Source organism: Paraburkholderia sp. (genome assembly GCF_028283785.1).
Classification (GTDB): Bacteria; Pseudomonadota; Gammaproteobacteria; order Burkholderiales; family Burkholderiaceae; genus Paraburkholderia.
On record NZ_JAPWKB010000019.1, the window covers coordinates 984,885 to 1,002,631 of the forward strand.

General features: G+C 61.7%; 14 protein-coding genes and 6 tRNA genes. 15 read left to right on the forward strand and 5 right to left on the reverse strand.

All coding sequences use genetic code 11. The features are described 5' to 3' along the window. Window positions 1-383: 383 nt before the first annotated feature. The 3 genes from PW947_RS26680 to PW947_RS26690 all read left to right on the forward strand — a co-directional run bounded on the left by PW947_RS26680 (window position 384) and on the right by PW947_RS26690 (window position 2,652). A complete protein-coding gene (locus tag PW947_RS26680; protein WP_299635374.1) occupies window positions 384-1,634 on the forward strand; it encodes an aspartate kinase in 1,251 nt (416 codons plus the stop codon). A gap of 228 nt (window positions 1,635-1,862) precedes the next feature. Continuing rightward, a tRNA-Ser gene (locus PW947_RS26685) sits at window positions 1,863-1,956 on the forward strand. A 315-nt stretch (window positions 1,957-2,271) separates the two neighbouring features. Next, window positions 2,272-2,652 (forward strand): hypothetical protein, encoded by a 381-nt coding sequence (locus tag PW947_RS26690; protein WP_299635375.1) that lies wholly within the window; start codon window positions 2,272-2,274, stop codon window positions 2,650-2,652. Window positions 2,653-2,804: 152 nt separating this feature from the next. Here PW947_RS26690 and fabI read toward each other — a convergent pair whose 3' ends face one another. Continuing rightward, entirely contained in the window at window positions 2,805-3,596 is a 792-nt protein-coding gene (gene fabI / locus PW947_RS26695; protein ID WP_299635376.1) for an enoyl-ACP reductase FabI, read from the reverse strand. A gap of 260 nt (window positions 3,597-3,856) precedes the next feature. Between fabI and PW947_RS26700 the strand changes: the two genes are divergently transcribed. The 5 genes from PW947_RS26700 (at window position 3,857) to PW947_RS26720 (ending at window position 10,356) form a co-directional block, all read left to right on the forward strand. Beyond that, entirely contained in the window at window positions 3,857-5,680 is a 1,824-nt protein-coding gene (locus PW947_RS26700) for an extracellular solute-binding protein (RefSeq protein ID WP_299635377.1), read from the forward strand. Window positions 5,681-5,733: 53 nt separating this feature from the next. Further along, window positions 5,734-6,771 (forward strand): ABC transporter permease subunit, encoded by a 1,038-nt coding sequence (locus PW947_RS26705; protein ID WP_299635378.1) that lies wholly within the window; start codon window positions 5,734-5,736, stop codon window positions 6,769-6,771. 1 nt (window position 6,772) lies between these two features. After that, complete coding sequence (locus PW947_RS26710) at window positions 6,773-7,879, forward strand: ABC transporter permease (RefSeq protein WP_299635379.1); 1,107 nt, start codon at window positions 6,773-6,775, stop codon at window positions 7,877-7,879. Between the two features lie 53 nt (window positions 7,880-7,932). Beyond that, window positions 7,933-9,549: a dipeptide ABC transporter ATP-binding protein gene (locus tag PW947_RS26715; protein ID WP_366146142.1), complete on the forward strand. Its 1,617-nt coding sequence runs from the start codon at window positions 7,933-7,935 to the stop codon at window positions 9,547-9,549. A gap of 126 nt (window positions 9,550-9,675) precedes the next feature. Then, entirely contained in the window at window positions 9,676-10,356 is a 681-nt protein-coding gene (locus PW947_RS26720) for a C40 family peptidase (RefSeq protein ID WP_299635380.1), read from the forward strand. Between the two features lie 192 nt (window positions 10,357-10,548). Here PW947_RS26720 and PW947_RS26725 read toward each other — a convergent pair whose 3' ends face one another. Then, window positions 10,549-11,550, reverse strand: coding sequence for a patatin-like phospholipase family protein (locus PW947_RS26725; RefSeq protein ID WP_366146143.1), 1,002 nt, complete (start codon window positions 11,548-11,550; stop codon window positions 10,549-10,551). 412 nt (window positions 11,551-11,962) lie between these two features. Here PW947_RS26725 and gltX point away from each other — a divergent pair, with 412 nt between their 5' ends. The 6 genes from gltX (at window position 11,963) to PW947_RS26755 (ending at window position 14,371) form a co-directional block, all read left to right on the forward strand. Continuing rightward, window positions 11,963-13,372: a glutamate--tRNA ligase gene (gene gltX, locus PW947_RS26730; protein WP_299635381.1), complete on the forward strand. Its 1,410-nt coding sequence runs from the start codon at window positions 11,963-11,965 to the stop codon at window positions 13,370-13,372. A 214-nt stretch (window positions 13,373-13,586) separates the two neighbouring features. Next, window positions 13,587-13,662: transfer RNA gene (locus PW947_RS26735), tRNA-Ala, on the forward strand. A gap of 154 nt (window positions 13,663-13,816) precedes the next feature. After that, a tRNA-Glu gene (locus tag PW947_RS26740) sits at window positions 13,817-13,892 on the forward strand. 77 nt (window positions 13,893-13,969) lie between these two features. Continuing rightward, window positions 13,970-14,046 (forward strand) — tRNA-Asp (locus PW947_RS26745). Window positions 14,047-14,141: 95 nt separating this feature from the next. Next, window positions 14,142-14,217: transfer RNA gene (locus PW947_RS26750), tRNA-Glu, on the forward strand. A gap of 77 nt (window positions 14,218-14,294) precedes the next feature. Beyond that, window positions 14,295-14,371 (forward strand) — tRNA-Asp (locus PW947_RS26755). A gap of 101 nt (window positions 14,372-14,472) precedes the next feature. On the opposite strand, the gene PW947_RS26760 is transcribed toward PW947_RS26755, so the two are convergent. Continuing rightward, window positions 14,473-14,661: a hypothetical protein gene (locus PW947_RS26760; protein WP_299635383.1), complete on the reverse strand. Its 189-nt coding sequence runs from the start codon at window positions 14,659-14,661 to the stop codon at window positions 14,473-14,475. Between the two features lie 104 nt (window positions 14,662-14,765). Further along, window positions 14,766-15,851: an aldose epimerase family protein gene (locus PW947_RS26765; RefSeq protein ID WP_299635384.1), complete on the reverse strand. Its 1,086-nt coding sequence runs from the start codon at window positions 15,849-15,851 to the stop codon at window positions 14,766-14,768. A 242-nt stretch (window positions 15,852-16,093) separates the two neighbouring features. Between PW947_RS26765 and PW947_RS26770 the strand changes: the two genes are divergently transcribed. After that, window positions 16,094-16,558, forward strand: a complete 465-nt coding sequence (locus PW947_RS26770) for a GNAT family N-acetyltransferase (protein WP_299635385.1) — start codon at window positions 16,094-16,096, stop codon at window positions 16,556-16,558. Window positions 16,559-16,575: 17 nt separating this feature from the next. Here PW947_RS26770 and PW947_RS26775 read toward each other — a convergent pair whose 3' ends face one another. After that, the gene (locus PW947_RS26775; RefSeq protein ID WP_299635386.1) at window positions 16,576-17,457 is read right to left on the reverse strand and encodes a helix-turn-helix transcriptional regulator; all 882 of its coding nucleotides are present in this window, start codon (window positions 17,455-17,457) and stop codon (window positions 16,576-16,578) included. Window positions 17,458-17,747: the final 290 nt, after the last annotated feature.

The window sequence follows — 17,747 nt, forward strand, 5'->3', positions numbered from 1 at the left end:
CGCGATCAGGTCGCGATCACGTTGCACCGGCGACGCGCATCGCGAACACTCCGCGAAAATCTCAAAATAGCGTCCGACGCCTTTGCGCATAAGCGTTTGCGGGGCTTGCCAAACGGATTTTGGCTTGTCTTTTCGCGTCCGATCAGTTAATTTAGCTTGTTTGCCCGACCCGCTTTTGCCGCCTTTTTTCGCGTTTCCGGGGAGTTTCCGGTGGCCATCAGACATCATCAGCGGCCATTCACGGGCAAATCCGCGCGTGCTGCACGTGCGCTGCATCTACGCCGCCACACTTCGCCGTCGTTCCTGAACGTTGCGCTTCCTGTGTTTTTTGTGCGGTCGTCACCAGCGCGCCAGCGCGGTTTCTCCTTCAGTTCAGAACGACAATGGCACTCATCGTACACAAATACGGCGGTACTTCGATGGGCTCGGTCGAGCGCATCAAGAACGTCGCGAAGCGCGTCGCGAAATGGCATAAGGCCGGCCACCAGATGGTCGTCGTGCCGTCTGCAATGTCCGGCGAAACCAACCGTTTGCTGGGTCTCGCAAAAGAAATTACCGCCCAGCCCAGCCCGCGCGAACTCGACATGATTGCGGCCACCGGCGAGCAGGTCAGCGTAGGCCTGCTGGCCATCGCGCTGCAAGACGCCGGCGTCGACGCGATCAGCTACACCGGTTGGCAAGTCCCCGTCAAAACCGACAGCGCGTTCACGAAAGCGCGCATCAACGAGATCGACGACGCACGCGTCAAGCGCGACCTCGACGCGGGCAAGGTGGTCGTGATCACCGGCTTCCAGGGCATCGACCCTGACGGCCACATCACGACGCTCGGCCGCGGCGGTTCGGACACGTCGGCGGTGGCGGTGGCGGCGGCGCTGAAAGCCGACGAGTGCCTGATCTACACCGACGTCGACGGCGTCTACACGACCGATCCGCGCGTGGTCGACGACGCCCGTCGTCTCGACCGCGTGACGTTCGAAGAAATGCTGGAAATGGCGAGCCTGGGTTCCAAGGTGCTGCAGATCCGCTCGGTGGAATTCGCCGGCAAATATCAGGTGAAGACGCGTGTGCTGTCCAGCCTGACCGATCCGCTGATGCCGCTCGACGCCGAGATGAAGTCGGGCACCCTGATTACTTTTGAAGAAGACGAGACCATGGAAAAAGCAGTCATTTCGGGCATCGCGTTCCAGCGCGACGAGGCCCGCATCGCGGTAATGGGCGTGCCCGACAAGCCGGGCATCGCGTACCAGATCCTCGGCCCGGTCGCCGACGCGAATATCGACGTCGACATGATCATCCAGAACCAGAGCGTCGAAGGTAAAACGGCCTTCACGTTCACGGTCGGTCGCGGCGATTATCAGCGCGCGATGGACATCCTGACGAACCAGGTCAAGGATCACGTTCAGGCCGAACAGGTCTCGGGCGACCTCAAGGTATCGAAGGTATCGGTGGTCGGCGTGGGCATGCGTTCGCACGTCGGTATCGCGAGCAAGATGTTCCGCACGCTGTCGGAAGAGGGCATCAATATCCAGATGATCTCCACGTCGGAAATCAAGATCTCGGTGCTGATCGACGAGAAGTACATGGAGCTCGCCGTGCGCGCGCTGCATAAGGCGTTCGAACTCGATCGCGCGTAAGCACGCAGCGTTTTGGGCCTGTTTTAACGGCCTATTCGTTGTGCGGGGCACATGTCGTTTTGATGGCGGCGCATGCGGTGCATCGTGTGCGTTAACCGGCCGATCGCAATCCGTTTCCGGATGCCGCGTCGAACACAAAAAAAGTGTGCCTGAGAAATTGACCTGGGCCTTCGAACCCGCTATAGTCTTGGCTTCGTCGCACTGACTCCCTGTGCGATAGAAAGTTTGGGAGACGTGGCCGAGAGGTCGAAGGCACTCCCCTGCTAAGGGAGCATCTGGGCCAAAACCTGGATCGAGGGTTCGAATCCCTCCGTCTCCGCCAGAAATGGTAGAGAGAACCCCGCAGAGTCTAGGCTCTGCGGGGTTTTTGTTTTGTGCTCGCCAAAACACTCATCTGCATCGTTCGCATCGCACATCGCATCGTGTTTTTTCGCGGGCTTGTCGGGCATCTTCAGCGCATGTTCCGCGCATCACGTCGCCGCCATCACGTCACGAAATACGCTCGCGTGTAACGAGACGTTAATGCGGTTCGGTTTCCGCCATCTGCTGCATCAGTTATTACAAAGTTGAAATACGCGTTAAGTGGACGTGCGCTATATTTGCGCCCAATCACACACGTTCGTAAAAGGGTGAATCAATGAAGTCCGTTCGTCTTGCATCGTTGCTGACCGGGGTTATCGTGCTGGGCGCGTCGAGCGCTGCGATGGCCGGCGGTTTGAACGTCGGAGTCAACATCGGTATTCCCGCGCCGGTCTATGTTGCACCCGCGCCCATCTACGCACCGCCGCCGCCTCCGCCGCCCGTCGTGTATCAGCCGGCGCCTGTGTATGGCTATGGCTACGGTGGTCCGACTATCGTGATCGGCTGGCATGGCGATCGTTACTGGGATGGCCGCCGCTACTGGGCGCGTGACGACTGGAATCGTCATCATCCTCCGGGCCATTACGATCACGGCGGCTACCACGACGATCACGGTCATGGCGGCAACCACGGTGATGATCACGGACACTGGCACTAACGTGCTCCATGCGTCGTCGACGGCGCATGGGCAACCCAGTTGTTTCCGACATAAAAAAACCGCCTTTTCAGGCGGTTTTTTTATTGCCCGCGCCGATCTCGACGATCGCAACGGGCGCTCTCGCGACGCGCTTGCGCGCCGGCGATGACGCGTTACTCTGCCGCCACCATCATGCCGCCGACGACATTGCTGAAGCCACTGTCGACGTGCAGGATTTCAGCGGTCACGCCCGCTGCCAGATCCGACAGCAGGAACGCCGCCGTATTGCCGACCTGTTCGATCGTCACGTTGCGCTTGAGCGGCGCGTTGCCTTCGACGAAGTCGAGAATCTTGCTGAAGCCCTTGATGCCGCTTGCCGCGAGCGTCTTGATCGGGCCTGCCGAAATGCCGTTGACGCGCACACCCTTCGCACCCAGCGACACGGCCAGATAACGAACGCTCGCTTCGAGCGACGCCTTGGCCAGACCCATCGTGTTGTAGTTCGGGATCACGCGTTCCGCGCCGAGATAGCTCAGCGTCAGCAGCGCCGCGTCTTGCGACAGCATCGGCTGTGCGGCTTTCGCGAGTGCCGGGAAGCTGTATGCCGAGATGTCGTGCGCGATACGGAAGTTTTCGCGCGTCATGCCGTCGAGGAAGTCGCCCGCGATCGCTTCGCGCGGCGCAAAGCCGATCGAGTGCACGAGACCGTCGAGGCTGTCCCAGCGCTCTTTCAGCGACACGAACAGCGCATCGATCTGCGCGTCGTCGGCGACGTCGCACGGGTAGATCATGTCGCTACCGAATTCGGTCGCGAACTCGGTGATGCGGTCCTTGAAACGGTCGCCGACATATGTAAACGCCAGTTCTGCACCTTCGCGCTTGCATGCCTGCGCAATACCGTAAGCAATGGAACGGTTCGACAGAAGGCCGGTCAGCAAGATTCGTTTACCAGCGAGGAAGCCCATGAATTCTCCTAATGAAAACAGCGCACCGCATCGTCCGATGTGCGGGATCGCGCAGAATAATGGGTAGAATTCTCTCACATTGCAACCGATCACTGACCGACAAGGCCCTTATGACAACTGGCTCGCGATGGCTTCGAGCACAGCGTGCTTCAAAGTGTGACCCGCAGCATGCGTTGCAGCGCCCCTCGCGCGGCGAGCAACGGCACCCTTTGACGGCCCGTGCGTCGCGTGTCGGTCGGTCGGTTTTGCGCAGTGTGTCGATGGCGGCAGCGCTGTGTGCGGCGGTTTTCGGCGGCATACTGGCAAGCGCGTCGAACGCTTATGCGGCCCATGCGATCGCCCAATACGGCGAGCCGAAGTATCCCGCGGGCTTTGCGCATTTCGACTACGTGAACCCCGATGCGCCGAAGGGCGGCACGCTGGTGCTGGCCAATCCGAGCCGTCTGACGAGCTTCGATAAATTCAATCCATTCACCCTTCGTGGCAATACCGCGCCCGGCGTCGGGCTGCTGTTCGAGAGTCTGCTGACGGGCAGCGCGGACGAAGTCGCGTCGGCATATGGGCTGCTGGCCGACGACGTCGAGGTCGCATCCGACCGGATGTCCGCGACCTTCCACATCAATCCGAAAGCGCACTTCTCGAACGGCGATCCGGTCCTCGCCGACGACGTCAAGTTCTCGTTCGACACACTGAAAAGCCCGCAAGCCGCACCTCAATTCGCCGCGTATTTCGCCGAGATCGCGCGGGTGGTGATCGTCGATCCGCACACGGTGCGCTTCGAGTTTCGTGCGGGCAATCGCGAGTTGCCATTGCTCGCGGGCGGCATGCCGGTGTTCTCGCGCAAGTGGGGTGTGAAGCCGGACGGAACCCGCATTGCGTTCGATCAACTCGCATTCGAAAAGCCAATCGGCAGCGGTCCGTATCTGATCGAGCAATACGACAACGGCCGCACGATCACGTATAAGCGCGACCCGAAGTATTGGGGCAGCGCGTTGCCGGTGCGAGTCGGCATGTACAACTTCGAGCGCATCAACTACAAGCTCTATTCGGACGGCGTCGCGCGGCTCGAAGCGTTCAAGGCGGGCGAATACGACGCGATGGTCGAGAACGTCGCGCGCAGCTGGGTGCGTCGCGATGTCGGCAAGAAGTTCGACAGCGGTGAGCTGATCAAGCGCGAATTCGTGCATCACAACGGCACCGGCATGCAGGGCTTTATGCTGAACCAGCGTCGGCCGCTGTTCCAGGATGTCAGGGTGCGCAAGGCGCTCGATCTCGCGCTTGACTATCAATGGCTGAACCGGCAACTGTTTTACGGCCAGTACAAACGGATCGACAGCTTCTTCGTGAATACGGATCTGCAGGCGAAAGGCTTGCCGTCGCCGGGTGAACTCGCGTTGCTCGAGCCGTGGCGCAGCAAGCTCGATCCGGCCGTGTTCGGAGCGCCGCCGACGCAGCCCGACACCGACCCGCCGGGCTCGCTGCGCGCCAATCTGCTCGAAGCGCGCGCGTTGCTCGCGCAGGCCGGCTGGACGTATCGCGATGGCGCGTTGCGTGACGCGAAAGGGCAGCCGTTCGAGTTCGAGATCCTCGACGACTCCGGTTCGGCGGCGACGATGGAGCCGGTGATCGCGCCGTTCGTGCGCAATCTCGGCAAGCTCGGTATCGTCGCGCATTTCCGGGTTGCCGATTTCGCGATCTACCAGAAGCGCCTCGACGCATTCGACTACGACACCACGACCATCCGTCTGCCCGATGTACAGGTGCCGGGTACCGAACAGGTGGACCGCTTCGGCAGCAAGGCCGCCGATACCCCCGGTTCGGACAACGTGATCGGGCTCAAGTCGCCGGTCGTCGATTCGATCCTGAAAGCGTTGGTTCAGGCGCAAACGCGCGAGCAACTGGTCGATGCGACGCACGCGCTGGATCGTGTGCTGATGCACGGCTATTACGTGATTCCGCACTGGTACAGCGCGACCCATCGGGTTGCGTTCAAACGTGGCCTGGCGTGGCCGTCCACGTTGCCGCTGTACTATTCGGCGGACGACTGGATCACGTCGATGTGGTGGTTCAAGTCGCCCCGGTAAGCGGCGCCGAATCAATCCTTAACAGTGTTTTTGCCGCCGCACGGAGCGCCGTCATGTGGAGCTACATCCTCAAACGCCTGCTGTTGATGATCCCGACCTTGCTCGGCGTGTTGACGCTGACCTTCGCGGTGATCCAGTTCGTGCCGGGCGGTCCGGTCGAACAGATGCAGCACGAATTGCGCAAGGGCGCGGAGGGCGGCACGCCGTTCGGCCTGCGCGCGCATAGCGGCGTCGATGCGCAGCAGGTCGCGCAGCTGAAGGCGCTGTACGGCTTCGACAAGCCGCCGCTCGAACGCTACTGGCTGATGCTCAAGCGCTTCTCGACCTTCGATCTCGGTCAGAGCTATTTCCGTCATCAAAGCGTGTGGTCGCTGATCGTGTCGAAGCTGCCGGTATCGATCAGCATCGGCTTGTGGACGTTCTTTCTGACCTATCTGATCTCGGTGCCGCTCGGCATCGCGAAGGCGGTTCGCAACGGCTCGCGCTTCGACGTGGCGACCAGCCTCGTCGTGCTGATCGGCTATGCGATTCCGGGCTTCGTGCTGGGCGTGCTGCTGCTCGTGCTGTTCGGCGGCGGCACGTTTTTGCAACTCTTCCCGCTGCGCAATCTCACCTCGGATAACTGGGCGCAGTTGAGTGTGATGGGGAAGATTCTCGATTATCTGTGGCACATCACGTTGCCGATCGTCGCGTCGGTGGTGGGCAGTTTCGCGGTCGTCACGATGTTGACGAAGAACGCGTTCCTCGACGAAATCCGCAAGCAATACGTGTTGACGGCGCGCGCGAAAGGCCTGTCGGAAAGACGCGTGCTGTGGAAGCACGTGTTTCGCAACGCGATGTTGCCGCTGATCGTCGGTTTTCCGGGGGCGTTTATCGGCGCGTTTTTCACCGGCAGCCTGCTGATCGAGACGCTGTTTTCGCTCGATGGGCTGGGCTTGCTGTCGTATGAGTCGGTGGTGCGACGCGACTATCCGGTGGTATTGGGCACGCTGTATCTGTTCACGCTGATCGGCCTCGCGACCAAGCTGATTTCCGACCTGTGCTACGTATGGGTCGATCCTCGCATTCAATTCGAACAACTGGAGCGCTGACTTGAGCCGAGCCCGCCTTCAAACCGACGCCGTTCCGCATCACCCGCCAGCGCCTTCGCAGGTGTCGCCTTCGCCCGCGCGGCGCGTATGGCGGCGCTTCCGGCAGCAACGGCTGGGCTACTGGAGCCTGATCGTCTTCGTCGTCGCATTCGCTGCGAGCCTTGCCGGTCCGCTGTGGTCGAACGACAAGCCGCTGGTGGTGCGCTATCACGGGCAGCTGTATTTTCCGCTCGTGAAGGAATACGCGGAGACCACCTTCGGCGGCGATTTTCCGACTCCGGCTGATTACCTCGATCCGTACATCCGGCATCGTTTCAGCGAGCCGGGCAACTTCGCGATCTATCCGCCGAACCCGTACTACTACGACACGCTGAACTATTTTTCGAAGGCGCCGAATCCGGCGCCGCCGTCGCGCGACAACTGGCTCGGCACCGACGATCGCGGTCGCGATCTGGTCGCGCGTCTGCTGTACGGCTTTCGTGTGTCGGTGGAATTCGCGCTGGTGCTGACGCTGATCGGCACGGTGCTCGGCATCCTCGCGGGCGCGGTGCAGGGTTTCTTCGGCGGGCGCATCGATATCGTCGGGCAACGCCTGATCGAGATATGGAGCGCGTTGCCGGAGCTGTATCTGCTGATTATCTTTTCGGCGATCTTCGAGCCCGGTTTCGTGTTGCTGATCGTGTTGCTGTCGCTGTTCGGCTGGATCGGTCTGTCCGATTACGTGCGCGCGGAATTTCTGCGTAACCGCACGCAGGACTACGTGCGCGCCGCGCGCGCAATGGGTTTGTCGAACTGGCAGATCATGTGGCGTCACGTGTTGCCCAACAGTCTCACGCCCGTCATCACGTTTCTGCCGTTCCGGATGAGCGGCGCCATTCTCGCGCTGACGAGTCTCGATTTTCTCGGGCTCGGCGTGCCCGCGCCGACGCCTAGCCTCGGCGAATTGCTCGCGCAAGGTAAAGCGAATCTCGACGCGTGGTGGATTTCGCTGTCCACCTTCGGCGTGCTGGTGGCGATGCTGTTGCTGCTGACATTCATGGGCGATGCGCTGCGCAACGCGCTCGACACGCGTATCTCCGATGCGATGCGCGCCGGAGGCAATCAGTGAGCAATCCGTCTACGAGGGTGACGAACGATGCGACGAACCTGCCGGCACAGCGCGTGAGCGATTCAACCCACGGCGATGTGCCTTTGCTCGAACTCGATCATCTGCACGTGACATTCGGCGATACCGTCGCGGTCAACGACGTGTCGCTTGCGATCGCGCGCGGCGAGCGGGTCGCGCTGGTCGGCGAATCCGGCTCGGGCAAGAGCGTGACCGCGCTGTCCATCTTGCGGCTGCTCAGCGATGCGCAGGTCAGCGGCTCGATCCGCTTCAACGGCGAGGAATTGCTGACGAAGACCGAGCGGCAGATGCGCGGTCTGCGCGGTTCCGATATCGCGATGATCTTTCAGGAGCCGATGACGGCGCTCAATCCGCTGTTCACGGTCGGCAACCAGATCGCGGAGACGATCGTCGTGCATGACGGTGTGTCGCCGCAGGAGGCGCGCAAACGCGCGGTGGCGCTGCTGGATCGCACCGGCATCGCGGAGCCCGGCAAGCGCGTCAACAGCTATCCGCACGAACTGTCCGGCGGCCAGCGACAGCGCGCGATGATCGCGATGGCGCTGGCGTGCCGTCCGCGACTGCTGCTCGCCGACGAACCGACCACCGCGCTCGACGTGACGATTCGCGCGCAGATCGTCGATCTGCTGCTCGAATTGCAGCGCGACGAAGCGGAAAAACGCGGGATGGCCGTGTTGCTGATCACGCACGACCTGAATCTGGTGCGACATTTTGCGCAGCGTGTCGCGGTGATGGAGCAGGGCGTGCTGGTCGAAACCGGGCCCGTGACGCAGCTTTTCGACGCGCCCCAGCATCCGTACACGCAGCGCCTGTTGCAAAGCCGGCCGCAGCGCACGGTGGTGCCGGTGCTGCCGATCTCGCCGGTTCTGCTCGAAGCGCGCGGTGTTTCGGTCGATTTCAGGACGAAGCTGCCGGGGTTTGCCGGCTGGTTCAGGCATGGCCGGTTTCGGGCGGTGTCGGATGCGACGGTGTCGGTGCGGCAGGGCGAGACGCTTGGGATCGTCGGCGAATCGGGTTCCGGCAAATCCACGCTGGCGATGACCTTGCTCGGTTTGCAGCGCGCTGCGCACGGCGACATCGAATTTCAGGGCAGGCCGCTCGCCAGCTATCGCGGCCGCGAACAGACGGTCTTGCGCTCGAATATGCAGGTGGTCTTTCAGGATCCGTTCAGTTCGCTTTCGCCGCGGCAGACCATCGAGCGGATCGTGGGGGAGGGGTTGGCGCTGCATCGCCCGGAACTCGGCGCGGACGCGCGGCGCGACAAGGTGATTTCGGTGCTGCGCGAAGTCGGTCTCGACCGCAGCGTGCTGCATCGCTACCCGCACGAATTTTCCGGCGGACAGCGTCAGCGGATCGCGATCGCGCGGGCGCTGGTGCTCGAACCGCGCGTGCTGGTACTCGACGAACCGACCAGCGCGCTCGACGTGTCGATCCAGCAGCAAGTGCTGAAACTGCTCGCCGGGTTGCAACAGAAGTACAACCTCGGATTCGTCTTTATCAGCCACGACCTGGCCGTGATCGGGGCAATGGCACACCGTGTCGCGGTGATGCAAAACGGTTCGATTGTCGAAACGGGCGAAGTCGAGAAGATTTTTGCTGAGCCATCGCACGCTTACACTCGAAAGCTGCTGAAAGCAGCGTACGCGAACTAATTTTCACCAATTGGGTGCGTACACCGATTGTTTTTTTCTATTTGTTTTGACACACGAATACTATCTGGCTAGTATCGTTCCAACTTTTCCTAATCCCCTGATTTTTCAGGCAAAAACTACCGACCAATGCAGCACAGCACACTTACCCAGGCTTGTACGCGCGTCGTCGCCGGGATGTTCATTGGCGTACTGATCGCAGCAGCACCCGGCGCTTTCGCCGATGATGTAAGCAGTTTTAATCAGAATGCCTCGTATTCGGTCCAGAACGGTTCGAATATGCTTTCCGCCGTTGGCTCGTCCAATTCCGCCAATTCGCAAAATGCCGGCGCTTCCAGCGACAGCAGCGCGCGTTCCTTCCTGTCCGGCATGGCCGGCAAGGCAGGCGACGTGGTCGTCGGTGCGTTGAACATGATCGGCGTCCGTTATCGCTGGGGTGGCAACACGCCGGATTCGGGTCTCGATTGCAGCGGTTTCGTTCGCTACGTGTTCCAAGACACGCTCGGTATGGCGCTTCCGCGTCGTGCTGAAGAGATGAGCCGCGTCGGCGAGAAAGTCCGTGTTTCGGAGCTGAAGCCGGGCGATCTCGTGTTTTTCAACACGATGCGCCGCACGTTCTCGCACGTTGGCATCTATATCGGCGACAACAAATTCGTGCATTCGCCGTCTACCGGCAGCACGATTCGCGTCGACGATCTCGACGACAGCTACTGGGAAAAGCGTTTCACCGGCGCACGTCGGGTGGAAACATCGTTCCAGGGCGCCGAAGAACTGCGTCAGCGCGTGAGCGCCACGTTACCGGGCAACTAAAGCCTGTCAATCGTCAGACAGACGGTGCTGATGGCGTAAAAGGACGATTGTCCGACGTCTGTTGCGCGGTCCGAAACAAAAAAAGCCTGCTTCTCGAAGCAGGCTTTTTTGTTGGGTGGCGCCGCCGGTAGCACCTCCCATCCGGCGACGGGCCGTTTGTGCCACCCGTCTCCAGACTCTTCGACAGCGTGGTTACACCACCGCGCGAGTCGCTGCCAGCTTGCGGCTCAGTTCCGGCATCATTTTCGCGACCGCTTCCTCGCCCGCGAGGATCGCGGCGTTACGCTGCGAAAAGTCGCTGCCGCTCATCGCCGCGAGATTCGGGCGAATCACCACGTCTGCATATTTATCGAGTTCGTAAGCCTTGATCGTCTGGCCCATGATCGTGAACGTCTGCATCAGCACGTCGAACGAACTACTGGTCAGGCCGGTTTCGGGGCTTTGCGAGATGTCCACCGCGATCACGAAATCCGCACCCATTTTCCGCGCGAACGATGCCGGCACCGGGCTGACCAGTCCGCCGTCGACATATTCGTGGCCACCGATTTTCACCGGCTCGAAGATGGACGGGACGCTGCACGATGCGCGCACGGCGATGCCGGTATTGCCCCGCTGGAACAGGATCGGCTGGCCGTTGCGCAGATCGGTGGCGACGATGCCGAGCGGCTTCACCATTTTCTCGATCGGACGGTTGTTCAGCGTCGTGTTCAGGTAGCTCTGCAAGGCCACGCCTTGCAGAAAACCGCGCGTACGAAACGGCATTGCCCAGTCGCTGATCGACGCTTCGTCCATCGTCAACGCGAGTTTGTTGATCGCGAACCCGTTCATGCCGGACGCGTACAGCGCCGCGACGACCGAACCGGCGCTCGTGCCAGCCACCAGATCCACCTGGATGTTGCGCGCTTCGAGCGCCTTGATCACGCCAATGTGCGCAAAGCCGCGCGCCGCGCCGCCGCCGAGCGCCAGTCCGACGCGAACTGGACGCAGCGTCCGGTTCGTCGCCGGCGGCGCGATGGGCGCGTTGTTGCCGTTGCCGGTCGACGCGGTCGGCGTCAGGTTGTCGGGGCGGCTGCCGGTCGTGGTGCACGCGGCGAGCAAAGTGGACGCGGCCGTGATCGAAAAGGCGCGGCGGCTCAAACGGGAAGATGACGGTTTCAACGGATTCTCCAGCAACGGCGCGGAACGCTGCGACACCGCAGAATAACCGGCCGCGATCAGGCGGACACGACGCCCGGACGACGTCGCGCATAGCGCCGTCAACCGGGACCGGATGGCGGCGCGCGCACATCATAAAGCAAAGCGTGCCGGCGACGCAGAAGTGTCGAAATGAATGCGTACGATCGTCGACGCGGCGGGGCGCGCGCACGGCGCAAGCAATGCTGGCGGCGAGCGGATCTTGTTGCGCGCTGCGGCGCCCGACGTCCTGCGCGCGCAAAGCCGGCGGCGAACTTAACCAAAACCCGCAGGTATAATTCCCGTCTCGATTTTTCATTCGTGCCGTGTCCGGCGTCAGCCGCATTGGCACGTTCCGCTGCCGCGCCGGCCGCGAATCCGCCTCGTCGGATGGCGGTTCACGCGTCGGCGCCCGTCTTCCGAGTAAGCGCTTATGACCACTCCCGTTCGCACCCGTTTCGCTCCCAGCCCCACCGGCTTCATCCACCTCGGCAACATTCGCTCCGCGCTGTATCCGTGGGCGTTCGCTCGCAAGATGAAGGGGACGTTCGTGTTGCGGATCGAGGACACCGACGTCGAGCGTTCGACGTCCGAATCGGTCGATGCGATTCTCGAAGGCATGGAATGGCTCGGTCTCGATTACGACGAAGGCCCGTTCTATCAGATGCAGCGGATGGATCGCTATCGCGAAGTGCTCGCGCAGATGCAGGATCAGGGCCTCGTGTATCCGTGCTACATGTCGACGGAAGAACTGGACGCTTTGCGTGAGCGTCAGCGCGAAGCCGGCGACAAGCCGCGCTACGACGGCACGTGGCGCCCGGAGCCGGGCAAGACGCTGCCGACGCCGCCCGAAGACGTGCAACCGGTGCTGCGTTTTCGCAACCCGTTGACCGGCGTGGTGGCGTGGGACGACGCCGTTAAGGGCCGCATCGAAATTTCGAACGAAGAACTGGACGATCTGGTGATCGCGCGTCCGGACGGCACGCCGACCTATAACTTCTGCGTTGTCGTCGACGATCTCGATATGAAGATCACGCACGTGATTCGCGGCGACGATCACGTCAACAATACGCCGCGCCAGATCAACATCCTGCGCGCGCTCGGCGCTGAGCCGCCGGTCTACGCGCATTTGCCGACGGTGCTCAACGAGCAGGGCGAGAAGATGAGCAAGCGTCACGGCGCGATGAGCGTGGTCGGCTATCGCGACGTGGGTTTCCTGCCGGAAGCGGTGGTCAACTATCTGGCGCGCCTTGGCTGGTCGCACGGCGATGCGGAAGTTTTCTCGCGTGAGCAATTCGTCGAATGGTTCGATCTGGATCATCTGGGCAAGTCGCCGGCGCAATACGACCACGACAAGCTGAAGTGGCTGAACGCGCACTACATCAAGGAAGCGGACAACGCGCGCCTGGCGGAACTGGCCAGGCCGTTCTTCGCCGAACTGGGTATCGACGACGCGGCGATCGCGGGTGGTGCGGATCTGGTTTCGGTGGTCGGGCTGCTGAAGGATCGCGCGTCGACGGTGAAGGAAATCGCCGAAAACGCGGCGATGTTCTACCGCGAACCCGCACCTGAAGCCGACGCGCTCGCGCAGCACATCACCGATGCCGTCCGTCCGGCGCTCGCCGATCTGGCGGCCGCGCTCACAACGGCGGAGTGGACCAAGGAAAGCATCGCGGCCGCGTTGAAAGCGACGCTCGGCGCGCACAAGCTGAAGATGCCGCAACTGGCGATGCCAGTGCGTCTTCTGGTGGCGGGCACGACGCACACGCCGTCGATCGACAGCGTATTGATGCTGTTTGGCCGCGACGTGGTGTTGAGCCGGATCGGGAAGGGCGTGGCTTGACGTTGCAATGACGCGCGTCCGATGTCCGGATTTTTATGTGACGTAACAAAGCTTTAGCGTTGCTTTGGCTATTCCTGTCGGGCGCGATCAAATGGTCGTGTAAAGGCTTTAGAGACGATTCCACGCCGCTATTCGAAAAAAGTTGCATGGAATCACTCAAAGGGTCTTTACAAGACAAGAATTGGTCTCTAGAATCTCGTTTCTGTTCTGCAAGGGGGGTATAGCTCAGCTGGGAGAGCGCTTGCATGGCATGCAAGAGGTCAGCGGTTCGATCCCGCTTACCTCCACCATCAGAGCAGATTGTTATATTGTTAAGTCAACATGCTGTATTAAAAAAGACTTCACAAATAGTAACAAAACAGTATAGAATAGCGGTCTTCGCTGATAACGAAAACGATTTAGTTGAAGTTAGCAGCAAGATACAGACAGATCTGTAAAGATTATGTCCCCTTCGTCTAGAGGCCTAGGACATCACCCTTTCACGGTGAGTACAGGGGTTCGAATCCCCTAGGGGACGCCAAACATCGGCGTCGCGAGTAGTTAGCGGTGCAGCTTGTGAGAGATAACCAACGCTCGCAAAGCCAGGGTGTAAAAACTGGAGCGGTAGTTCAGTTGGTTAGAATACCGGCCTGTCACGCCGGGGGTCGCGGGTTCGAGTCCCGTCCGCTCCGCCAGACATTGAGCCCGTTCATTTGCGCGTCCGCGCGCCCTGAACGGGCTTTTGTATTAAAGGTGTAAGCAGTAGAAGTGAGAGCAGTAAAAGTACGTTGTCCCCTTCGTCTAGAGGCCTAGGACATCACCCTTTCACGGTGAGTACAGGGGTTCGAATCCCCTAGGGGACGCCAAACATCGGTGTCGCAAGGTAGTTAAGCGGTGCTGCTTGTAGAGGGACAGCCAACCTCGCAAGCTCGATGAGAAGTCTGGAGCGGTAGTTCAGTTGGTTAGAATACCGGCCTGTCACGCCGGGGGTCGCGGGTTCGAGTCCCGTCCGCTCCGCCAGATTGCAGTAACAACGTGGTCGACGTACGCCGTCGATAGCGATTAAAAAGCCCGCTTTCTGCGGGCTTTTTTCTTTTCCGCGCTTCCGCGTATCGTTTCAATCAAGCGCGATCATCCTTCTTCGGTGTTTTTCCTGACGCTTCGTCGCTCGTGGATTCGGCGTCGGCGTCGAGTGTTGCGTCGTCGTCGGTCGGGGCGATCCCGGCGCCGAAGCTGCGCGTTCCCATATCCGGATCAGCCTTCGGTTCCAATGCAGAATTCTTCTGTGGACTTTGCGTACTGTTCGCCATGATCGACTCCTCAAAGGGTTAGTGAAGTGTGCGTCTGGCGGTGCCGCCCGCGAATGCGCACCCACCGCACCCACCGCACCCGCCGCACCTGCCACAGACGCGCTTCATGCCGCCGTCTTCACGCTGACACAATACTGCGTTGTCTGCCGGTATGTCTGCCCCGCGCGCAATATCACCGCGTCGCGCCCGGCCATGTGCACCTGATCGGGGAATCCGCCAGCCTCCAGACACACGCCCGAATGGGCTCGGTACGTCGCGTCGCCGCGACCGCGCTCGCCTTGCAGATAATTGCCGGTATAGCACTGCAGACCGGGCTGATCGGTGGCGACGGTGAGTTCGCGTCCGCTCGACGGCTCGTAGACGCTCGCAACGCGCCGCACCGGTTGCCGGCCCGCCGACGCCTCGTCGGACGCACGCAGCACATAGCAATGATCGATGCCTTTCGCCCGATCGAGTTGCGCATCGCGCCAGTCGAGCCGCTCGCCGATCTGCGCACTTTCGCGGAAATCGAACGCCCGCCCGCCAACTTTCGCGCGATCGCACGGAATCATCGTGTCGTCGACTTCGAAGAACGAATCGGCATCGATCGACAGCCGATGATTTCGCACGTCCGCATCCGCGTCGGCCGCGCCACTCAGGTTGAAATAGCCGTGACTGGTCAGATTGAGCGGCGTCGGCGCATCGGTGGTGGCTTCGTACTGGATCGTCAGCGTGCCGTCGTCGTCGAGCGTATAGCGGACCTGTACCGCCACGTTGCCCGGAAATCCCGCGTCGCCGTCCGGCGACCTGTGGCGCATCACCAGCGCGCCGTCGTCTTCGACCACATCCCACCGCGCCCGATGAAAGCCGCTTGCGCCGCCGTGCAGCAGATTGCCGCCTTCGTTCCGATCCAGCGCGTAGCCGACGCCGTCGATCTCGACATGCGCGCCCGCAATCCGGTTCGCCCATCGTCCGATCAATCCGCCCATGTACGTGGTCGATTCGAGATAGTCGGCGGGCGTGTCATGGCCGAGCAGAATCTCGCCGGGCGTGCCGTTGCGGTCGGGCGCGAGCCACGACACGAGCGTCGCGCCGAGATCGCTGATCGCGACGCGCATGCCGCTCGCGTTGCGTAGCGTGAAGAGACGAAGCGGCGTGCCGTCGGGCAGCGTGCCCCACGGCTCGGAAGACAGGGCGTCAGTGCGGATCATGTCGTCTGCAAAAAGGAAAAGGTGGATGGGCTGATGCGTGTTTTGATGCGGTCGTCCTTGAATACGTTTCGCGCTCGGTTGCCGCAAGTGGAACGCGGCGGGGAAAAACGGCGGAGATCGACCTGCCCGTTGAAACAGACGAAACAATCGCCATGCACGCATCACGGACAAATAATAATTGCCACCGTTCACGGCGTGCCTTACCTTTGAACGTCGCCATTCCGATGCATTGTCACCGCGCCATGTTCGACCCGTCCGAAGCTCCGTCACCGTTCCATCTGCGCCAGGCCAGCATCGACGACTTCGAGTTCGCCGAGGCGCTGACGCGCAACAACATGGGTCATTACTACGACCGTCACCGGTTGATCTGGCGCGCCGATCTGTTCCTCGGAAGCTGGCGCGAGTCGGAGAACTTTATCCTCGAAGTGGACGGCGTCCCGATGGGCGTGCTGCGCATCACCGAAGAAGGCGATTCGCTGCATATCCGCGACGTGCAGATCGCCGACGGCTATCGCAAGCACGGCGCGGGCACTTATCTGCTGCAAATGTCACACCGTTGGGCGCGCGAGCGCGGCCTGCGCGAACTGCAACTGCGCGTATTCGTCGATAACCCCGCCGCGCGGCTGTATCAGCGGATGGGTTACCGGCTCGCCGGGCCGCATCTCGCGCAACTCGGCCCGATCCGTCATCTGGCCCGGCGCGTCTGACGGACATTTCAACCACTCTACGCGTCGAGATCGTGCAGTGCTTCCATCCGCTCGCGGCCGGCCTGATCGCCATTTCTATGCTCGGCGCCGCGTTCGATAAACGCGCGCGGACTCTCGCCGAACGCGCGCCGGAACATCGCTGAAAACGCGCTCTGGCTCTGATATCCCAACGCCTGCGCGACGTGCGAAAGCGGCCGTCCCTGGCTGAGCAGCGGAATCGCGCGGGCCAGCAAGGCTTGCTGACGCCATTGCGAAAAACTCACCCCAAGCTCCTGACGAAACAACCGCGCGATGGTTCGCGTGCTCGCGCCGACGCTCGCCGCCCATTGTTCGAGCGAATCCGGATTGGCCGGATCGGCGATCACGGCCTCGCATAGCGCCCGCAGGCGCTTCTCGCTGGGCATCGGCACCGACAGCGGCAGCGGCTCGGAGCGCGTCAGTTCGTCGAGTGCGAGCGCGCCGAGCAGACGTTCGCGCGCGGGCGGCAGATCGCGTTCGTCGAGCGCGGCGATCACTTCGCGCAGCAGGTCCGACACTTCGACCACGCGACACGTATCGAGCCCCGGCGGCGCGGCGTTTTCCTCGACATACAGCGTGCGCAGAAACGCATCCTCGACGATGACGACTTCATGCGACACGTGCGGCGGCGTCCAGATAGCGCGTGACGGCGGCACGGTCCACGTCGTGCCTGCCGACGCGACCCGCAACACCCCGCGCGACGCATACGCGACCTGCGCCCACGCATGCGTATGCCGCGCGATCCGCACGCCGGCCGTCATCTGACGCGAGCGCACGCGAATCGGATGCGCGGAATTCGGCGCGAATTCGGGCGGGATATCGGCGTAATGGACGAGCGGTGCGTGCGACGGAGACAGCGGCGTATCGGCGGGTGAAGTCATGGTGGCCGGACAGAAAGCAGCATGGAAAGCGCGACGTGGAACACGCGGCATGGCACAGACAGCGCGCTCAGGCGAAACGAAAGCCTGCATGCCGCGCTGCAACACGCGCGACACGACGACAGATGATCCGGGGAACCCCGCGGACCACACGGTCTCTCATTGTAGGTGCGGGCGACGCGATTGTGCTGGCGGCGGAAACGAAGCGGCCGCCCCGGTCATCCGGCGCGATGGTCATGCGCCGCGAACTGGACCACAATGCAATCGTGCGCATCGCGCATGTGCAACCGGTC